This is a genomic window from Streptomyces pratensis, assembly GCF_037137275.1.
Taxonomy (GTDB): Bacteria; Actinomycetota; Actinomycetes; order Streptomycetales; family Streptomycetaceae; genus Streptomyces; species Streptomyces pratensis_B.
In genome coordinates, this window is sequence record NZ_JBBBEN010000092.1 from 553,650 (window position 1) to 561,014 (window position 7,365).

Sequence of the window (7,365 nt, forward strand, 5' to 3'; positions counted from 1 at the left end):
GGACGGAACAGCCGGGAGGGGCAGCGGTCGTCCCTCCCTACAACTGGACGGACGACCGCACGAAACGGTTGCCCACAAAAGCTTTACGGAACTGATTCCCCGCGGATGACGGCCAGTACCCCGTCGAGTTCGTCGGATGTGACGAGCACGTCGCGGGCCTTGGACCCCTCGCTGGGTCCGACGATGTTGCGGGACTCCATCAGGTCCATCAGCCGGCCCGCCTTGGCGAAGCCGACCCGGAGCTTGCGCTGGAGCATCGAGGTCGATCCGAACTGGGTCGAGACGACCAGCTCGGCCGCCTGGCAGAGCAGGTCCAGGTCGTCGCCGATGTCCTCGTCGATCTCCTTCTTCTGCTTGGTGCCGACCACGACGTCGTCGCGGAAGACGGGGGCCATCTGGTCCTTGCAGTGCTGGACGATCGCGCCGATCTCGCCCTCGGTGACGAAAGCCCCCTGCATGCGCGTGGGTTTGTTGGCCCCCATCGGAAGGAACAGGCCGTCGCCCTTGCCGATCAGCTTCTCCGCGCCGGGCTGGTCGAGAATGACCCGGCTGTCGGCGAGGGAAGACGTGGCGAAGGCGAGCCGGGAGGGCACGTTGGCCTTGATCAGGCCGGTCACCACGTCGACAGAGGGCCGCTGGGTGGCGAGCACCAGGTGGATGCCGGCCGCGCGGGCCAACTGGGTGATGCGGACGATCGAGTCCTCGACGTCGCGCGGGGCGACCATCATCAGGTCGGCCAGCTCGTCGACGATCACCAGCAGATACGGGTACGGGGAGAGCTCCCGCTCACTGCCCTCGGGCGCCTTGCACTTCCCGTTGCGCACGGCGTGGTTGAAGTCGTCGATGTGCCGGTAGCCGTAGGCCGCGAGATCGTCGTAGCGCAGGTCCATCTCCCGGACGACCCACTGGAGCGCTTCGGCGGCCTTCTTGGGGTTGGTGATGATGGGCGTGATCAGGTGCGGGATGCCCTCGTACGCGGTGAGCTCCACGCGCTTGGGGTCGACGAGGACCATCCGCACGTCGTCGGGGGTGGCCCGCACCATGATCGAGGTGATCAGGCAGTTGATGCAGGAGGACTTGCCGGAACCGGTGGCGCCCGCGACCAGGACGTGCGGCATGTTGGCGAGGTTGGCCATCTCGTAGCCGCCCTCGACGTTCTTGCCCAGCGCGACGAGCATCGGGTGGTCGTCCTCGGCCGCGTCGGCGAGACGCAGCACGTCGCCGAGGTTGACCATCTCCCGGTCCGAGTTGGGGATCTCGATGCCGACGGCGGACTTCCCCGGGATCGGCGAGATGATCCGCACATCCGGACTCGCCACGGCATACGCGATGTTCTTGGCGAGGGCCGTGATCTTCTCGACCTTCACCGCCGGTCCCAGCTCGATCTCGTAGCGGGTGACCGTCGGGCCCCGGGTGAAGCCGGTGACCACGGCGTCGACCTTGAACTCGGTGAACACCGTCGTCAGCGAGTTCACCACGGCGTCGTTGGCGGCGCTGCGGGTCTTGCCCGGCCCGCCGCGCTCCAACAGGTCGAGGGAGGGCAGGGCGTACGTGACGTCACCGGACAGCCGAAGCTGCTCGGCTCTGGCGGGAAGCGCGCCCGAGCGCTCCGGCGCGGGCTTCGTCAGGTCGGGCACACCCCCGGAAGGGCCGTCTGCCGCGGCGGCGCGGCCGGGCGTGCCACCCGGACGGCCGGAGCGGCCGGCGCCCTCGCGGGCCCCGGGCACGGGCGTCTGGGTGCGCTCACGCTCGGCGGAGACGCCCTGGGTGAGGTCGGCGACGACCGGTGAGGGCGAGATGCCGTTGAGCACGGCTCCGTCCAGCGCCGCGGCGGCGGCGGCCGCGACGTCCACCGCGTCCATCGAGCGGTTCATCGCGGGCTGGGCCGAGGGGCGGCGAGGCCTCCTGCGGCGGGTGAGCGCTTCCGCCTCCGCCTGGTCGTGGTCCGGCCCGTCGCTCCGCCGGCGTGCGGCGCCCCGGCGCGACCGGTCGGGGAGCGCCTCGCGCCACTGCTCGTCGTAGCGCTCGTCGTCGTCGCCGTACGGGTCCCCGGGCGCGGGCGCGGCCTCCACGACGCCCAGCCTGACACCGAGCTGACGCAGCCGCCGGGGGATGGCGTTGACCGGGGTGGCGGTGACGACGAGGAGCCCGAACACGGTCAGCAGCACCAGCAGCGGCACGGCGAGGACCTCGCCCATCATGAAGATCAGCGGCGTGGACGTGGCCCAGCCCACCAGCCCGCCCGCGCCCTGCATCGCCTCGGTGCCCGCGTCCCGGCCCGGCGAACCGCAGGCGATGTGGACCTGTCCCAGGATGCCGAGGACCAGGGCGGACAGCCCGATGACGATGCGGCCGTTCGCCTCCGGCCGTTCCGGATAGAGGATCAGCCGTACGGCCATCACGCCCAGCAGTATCGGCGCGAGCAGGTCGAGCCGGCCGAAGGCCCCGGTGACCAGCATCGCGACCAGGTCGCCGACCGGCCCCTGGAGATGGGACCAGGTCCCCGCCGCGACGATCAGGGCCAGGCCGAGGAGCAGCAGCGCGAGGCCGTCCTTGCGGTGGGCCGGGTCAAGTCCCTTCGCCCCGCGTCCTATCGAGCGGAACACCGCCCCGATGCCGTGCGCGGCCCCCAGCCAGACGGCGCGCACCAGACGGTAGACGCCACCGGTGGGCGACGGGGCAGGCCTGGGCGAGGGCTTCCTGGCCGCCGCCTTCTTCGCCGGAGCCTTCTTGGCGGGGGCGGCGGACTTCTTCGGCGCGGTCTTCTTGGCGGGCGCGGTCTTCTTCGCCGGGCCCGGGGTACGGCCGACGCTCTTCGCGGTGCCCGCCGTGCCCTGGGAACCCTTGCCGGACGTACGTGAGGCCATGGTGCCGAGGTTACCGCTGTCGCCGCCCGTGAACATGTTCGCCTACTGGTTCACCCGCCCGTGTCGCCTCCCGGAGGCGGGGAACTGACGCCTGATCACAGCAGCGCGCCGCGCCCGGGGACCGGAAGTCCGGGGAACTCCGGGACCGTGGCCCGGCGCGCAGGGCCGTGACGTCGAAGGGCCTCAGCTCTGAGCGGGCAGTACACCCGCGCTGCCGCCCGTGCCCGGCTCCAGCGCGTCGAGCGCGCGGCGCAGGCCGGTCAGCTTGCGTTCCAGGTGGGCCGCCGTGGCGACGGCCGCGGCGTCCGCGGACTCGTCGTCGAGCTGCTTGGAGAGCGCTTCCGCCTGCTCCTCGACCGCCGCGAGCCGCGCGGACAGTTCGGCCAGCAGGCCGGCCGGCTCACCGCCTGTGTGGCCGTCGCCCTCCAACTGGAGCCGCAGCAGTGCGGCCTGCTCGCGGAGCTTGCAGTTCTTCATGTAGAGCTCGACGAAGACCGACACCTTGGCCCGCAGCACCCATGGGTCGAACGGCTTCGAGATGTAGTCCACCGCACCCGCGGCGTATCCGCGGAAGGTGTGATGCGGGCCGTGGTTGATCGCGGTCAGGAAGATGATGGGGATGTCCCGGGTCCGCTCCCGCCGCTTGATGTGCGCGGCGGTCTCGAAACCGTCCATGCCCGGCATCTGGACGTCCAGCAGGATCACCGCGAAGTCGTCCGTGAGCAGCGCTTTGAGCGCCTCCTCCCCTGACGATGCCCGGACCAGTGTCTGATCGAGCGCAGAGAGGATGGCCTCCAGCGCCAGCAGATTCTCCGGCCGGTCATCGACCAGGAGGATCTTGGCCTTCTGCACCATGGCCCGTCCTCCTCGCCCCGGAAATGCACCGGGTGCCGCCCCAGGGGACGACTCCCTTACGCCGTCCGTCCTTGTGCCGGTCATGGTAGCCGCACCCCGCCCGGCACCACACCCTGTCACCGCGATGTCACCGTGCACACACCGAAAACGCGGTGGGAGACCGGAAAGTTCCCCGGATACAGGGTGTTCACACCCGTTCGAGCACAGTCGGTCAACAAATCACGGCAGTTCGCTCCAGACCTGATCACTCTCCGTGCATCCACTGCTCCATCACCGAAAGCAGGTGGTCAGGATCAACCGGTTTCGTCACATAGTCGGAAGCGCCGCAGTCGATCGCCTTCTCCCGGTCGCCCTTCATAGCCTTCGCGGTGAGCGCGACGATCGGCAGGCCGGCGAACTGCGGCATCCGCCGGATCGCGGTCGTCGTCGCGTAGCCGTCCATCTCCGGCATCATGATGTCCATCAGAACGACCGTCACATCGTCGTGCTGCTCCAGGACTTCGATCCCCTCGCGGCCGTTCTCCGCGTACAGCACCGCCAGTCCGTGCTGCTCCAGCACGCTGGTGAGCGCGAACACGTTGCGGATGTCGTCGTCGACGATGAGCACCTTCTCGCCTCGGAAGCGGAACGTCCGCCGGGGCTCCGGCTCCTCCGCCGCCCGCTCCTGCCCCTGGCCGCCCTGCACCCACTCCTCCGGCTGCGGTGCACCCTCGACAGCGGCCGTCCGGCCCGTCGGCAGCGCCGGCCGTCGTGCCGTGTCCCCCAGCGCCTTGCGCCTGCGCCGGAAGAGCCCGGCGGAGTTGGCCGGGTCCCCCAGCGGAGCCGAGTCGCCCCGCGGAGACGGGTCGGGGCCGTATTCGTCCGCGCCGCCCAGCGCCTCGGCGGAACCGGAACCCACCTGGGGGTACCCGGGGGGCGGCAGTTCGGCACGGTGCAGCGGCAGGTACAGGGTGAAGGTGGAGCCGCGACCCGGCTCGCTCGCCGCGTGGATCTCCCCGCCGAGCAGCCGCGCGATCTCCCGGCTGATGGAGAGGCCGAGCCCCGTCCCGCCGTACTTGCGGCTCGTCGTGCCGTCCGCCTGCTTGAACGCCTCGAAGATCACCAGCATCTTGCTCGACGCGATCCCGATCCCCGTGTCGGTCACGGAGAAGGCGATCAGCTCGGCTTCCGCGTCCCGCAGTGAGCCCGCCTCCAGCAGATGCTCCCGAATGCCGTTCGGCACGTTGGGGCCGGCCGGCCGGATCACCAGCTCCACCGCGCCGCTGTCGGTGAACTTCACCGCGTTGGACAGCAGGTTGCGCAGCACCTGGAGCAACCGCTGCTCGTCCGTGTGCAGCGTCGCGGGAAGCTCCGGAGACACCCGTACGGAGAAGTCGAGCCCCTTCTCCGCGGTGAGCGGCCGGAAGGTGGCCTCCACGTAGTCGACCAGCTGGACCAGGGCGATCCTGGTCGGGCTGACGTCCATCTTGCCCGCCTCGACCTTCGACAGGTCGAGGATGTCGTTGATGAGCTGGAGCAGGTCGGAGCCGGCCCCGTGGATCGTCTCGGCGAACTCCACCTGCTTCGGCGAGAGGTTGCCCTCGGCGTTGTCCGCGAGCAGCTTCGCCAGGATCAGCAGCGAGTTGAGCGGCGTCCGCAGCTCGTGCGACATGTTCGCCAGGAACTCCGACTTGTAGCGCATCGACACCGCGAGCTGCTCGGCGCGCTCCTCCAGCACCTGCCGGGCCTCTTCGATCTCGGTGTTCTTCACCTCGATGTCGCGGTTCTGCTGGGCCAGCAGCTCGGCCTTCTCCTCCAGTTCCGCGTTGGACGCCTGGAGGGCCTTCTGCCGGTTCTCCAGCTCCTGCGACCGGTCGCGGAGTTGCTCGGTCAGCTCCTGCGACTGCTCAAGGAGCTTCTCCGTCTTGGTGTTGACGCTGATCGTGTTGACGCTCGTCGCGATCATCTCGGCGAGCTGGTTGAGGAAGTCCCGCTGGATGTGCGTGAACGGCTGGAACGAGGCCAGCTCGATGACGCCGAGGACCTTGCCCTCGAAGAGCACCGGCAGCACGATGACATGCGCGGGCGGCGCCTCGCCCAGACCGGAGGAGATCTTCAGGTAGCCCGGCGGCACGTTGTCCACCTGGATCGTCCGCTTCTCCTCGGCCGCCGTCCCGATGAGCGTCTCACCGGGCCGGAACGAGGTCGGCATCGAGCCGGCGGAGTAGCCGTAGCTCCCCCGCATCCGCAGCTCGTACGAACCGTCGTCGGCGTCGTCCGGGCCCACTTCGTCGGAGTCGGGCGCCATCGCCAGGAAGAACGCGCCGTGCTGCGCCGACACCACCGGAGTCAGCTCGCTCATGATCAGCGACGCCACGTCCTCCAGGTCCCGGCGGCCCTGCATCAGACCGGAGATCCGGGCCAGGTTGCCCTTCAGCCAGTCCTGCTCCTTGTTGGCGAGCGTCGTGTCGCGGAGGTTCGCGATCATCGTGTTGATGTTGTCCTGGAGGACCTGGATCTCCCCGGCCGCGTCCACGTCGATCTTCAGGTTCAGATCCCCCCGGGTCACCGCGGTGGCGACGGCCGCGATGGCACGGACCTGACGGGTAAGGTTCCCGGCCATCTCGTTCACCGACTCGGTGAGGTCACGCCAGGTGCCGTCCACGTCCCGGACCCGCGCCTGCCCGCCCAGCTGCCCCTCGGTGCCCACCTCCCGGGCCACCCGGGTCACCTGCTCGGCGAACGAGGACAGCTGGTCGACCATCGTGTTGATGGTGTTCTTCAGCTCCTGGATCTCACCGCGTGCGTCGATGTCGATCTTCTTGGTCAGGTCGCCCTTGGCGATGGCCGTGGTGACCGTGGCGATCTGCCGCACCTGGCCGGTCAGGTTGGAGGCCATCGAGTTCACGGACTCGGTGAGGTCCTTCCACGTACCGGAGACTCCCGGCACCCGGGCCTGGCCGCCCAGCTCGCCCTCCGTGCCCACCTCGCGGGCCACCCGCGTCACCTCGTCCGCGAACGAGGACAGCGTCGTCACCATCGTGTTGACGGTGTCCGCCAGCTCTGCGACCTCGCCGCGCGCCTCGACGGTGACCTTCTTCGTCAGGTCCCCGTTGGCGACCGCGGAGGAGACCCGGGAGATGTTGCGCACCTGACTGGTCAAGTTGTTGGCCATCAGGTTGACGTTGTCGCTGAGGTCCTTCCAGATGCCGGTCGCCCCGCGCACCCGTGCCTGGCCACCGAGGATGCCCTCGGTGCCGACCTCGCGGGCCACCCGCGTCACCTCGTCGGCGAAGTTCAGCAACTGGTCGACCATCGTGTTGACGGTCGTGACCAGTTCGAGGATCTCGCCCTTGGCGTCGACGGTGATCTTCTTGGAGAGGTCGCCCTTGGCGACCGCCGTGGTGACCTCGGCGATGTTGCGGACCTGGAGGGTCAGGTTGTTCGCCATGCCGTTGACGGACTGGGTGAGGTCCTTCCAGGTACCGGACACCCCCTGCACCTCGGCCTGTCCGCCGAGGATGCCCTCCGTGCCCACCTCGCGGGCGACCCGTGTCACCTGTTCGGCGAAGTTGGACAGCTGGTCCACCATCGTGTTGAGGGTGTTCTTCAGCTCCAGGATCTCGCCGCGCGCGTCCACGTCGATCTTCTGCGACAGGTCACC

At 69.4% G+C, this 7,365-nt stretch carries 3 protein-coding genes; all 3 read right to left on the reverse strand.

The features are described 5' to 3' along the window. Window positions 1-83: 83 nt before the first annotated feature. A complete protein-coding gene (locus tag V9U70_RS19260) occupies window positions 84-2,903 on the reverse strand; it encodes a DNA translocase FtsK (protein ID WP_336676820.1) in 2,820 nt (939 codons plus the stop codon). Window positions 2,904-3,050: 147 nt separating this feature from the next. Further along, the gene (locus V9U70_RS19265; protein ID WP_336676822.1) at window positions 3,051-3,722 is read right to left on the reverse strand and encodes a response regulator; all 672 of its coding nucleotides are present in this window, start codon (window positions 3,720-3,722) and stop codon (window positions 3,051-3,053) included. A 244-nt stretch (window positions 3,723-3,966) separates the two neighbouring features. Beyond that, window positions 3,967-7,365: HAMP domain-containing protein (locus V9U70_RS19270; RefSeq protein WP_336676824.1), on the reverse strand; the 3,399-nt coding region annotated here is incomplete at its 5' end.

Bases quoted from the DNA above. Each gene is read 5' to 3' on its own strand.
- V9U70_RS19260 (WP_336676820.1), bottom strand. From the start codon at position 2,903: ATGTTCACGGGCGGCGACAGCGGTAACCTCGGCACCATGGCCTCACGT.
- V9U70_RS19265 (WP_336676822.1), bottom strand. From the start codon at position 3,722: ATGGTGCAGAAGGCCAAGATCCTCCTGGTCGATGACCGGCCGGAGAAT.